Origin of the sequence: Streptomyces chiangmaiensis, assembly GCF_036281785.1 — a bacterium.
Taxonomy (GTDB): Bacteria; Actinomycetota; Actinomycetes; order Streptomycetales; family Streptomycetaceae; genus Streptomyces; species Streptomyces chiangmaiensis.
Window position 1 is genome coordinate 1 of sequence record NZ_JAYWVC010000682.1, and the last position, 747, is coordinate 747.

Sequence of the window (747 nt, forward strand, 5' to 3'; positions counted from 1 at the left end):
CTTCCAGGTCGAGTTGGCCCTTGAGGGTGTCGTTGACCGACTCGATCAACTGCCGGACCTTCTTGAGCATCGGCTCCCCGTAGCGGGACTTCTCATCCTTGCGGGACGGCCGCAGCATCGTGATGCCGTACTCGCCCAGCAGCGTCTCGAAGTCCCGACCCGCGAACCCCTTGTCGCAGATCAGGAGGATGCCGTCGTGCTCGGCCGCCACGTCAGCGTCGACTTCGAGCATCGCGGCCAGGACCTCGCGCTCGCCGATCTTCGGGTCGGCCAGCGCCCACAGGATCGGCATCCCCGCCGGGGTGCACACCAGGTACAGCTTCAGCCCCCAGTAGAACCGCGAGTGGCTGGCGCAGTAGCCGTATCCCGCCCATCCGGCCAGGTCCGAGCGCTTCACCGTGGGCCTGGACATGCCGCAGGGCACCGGGGTGGAGTCCACGATCCAGCAGTCGTCGAGCCAGAAGTCGCTCGATTTGGCGAGCATCCGGATGACCCGTTTGACCAGCCCGAGCGCGGCCCGCAGCCGCTTGTTGTAGCCCGACTGCTGCGGCAGGTACGGAAACAGGCCCCTGAGGTGCCTGCGGGCATAGCGCAGCCAGTGAGCCTCGGAGGTGAAGCCGAGCATCGCCTGGGCGACCGCGACACAGACCAGTTCGGAGTCGGTCAACACGGGCGGTCTGCCCATCCATCGCGGTCCTCCCAGCTCGTCGTCGATCTTCACATACAGTGCGGTCAAGAGGGTGTTCA

General features: G+C 66.3%; 1 protein-coding gene. It reads right to left on the reverse strand.

Translation table 11 applies throughout. The features are described 5' to 3' along the window. Window positions 1-747 (reverse strand): IS982 family transposase (locus tag VXC91_RS46395; protein WP_408057643.1); only part of this gene is annotated, 747 nt, incomplete at both ends.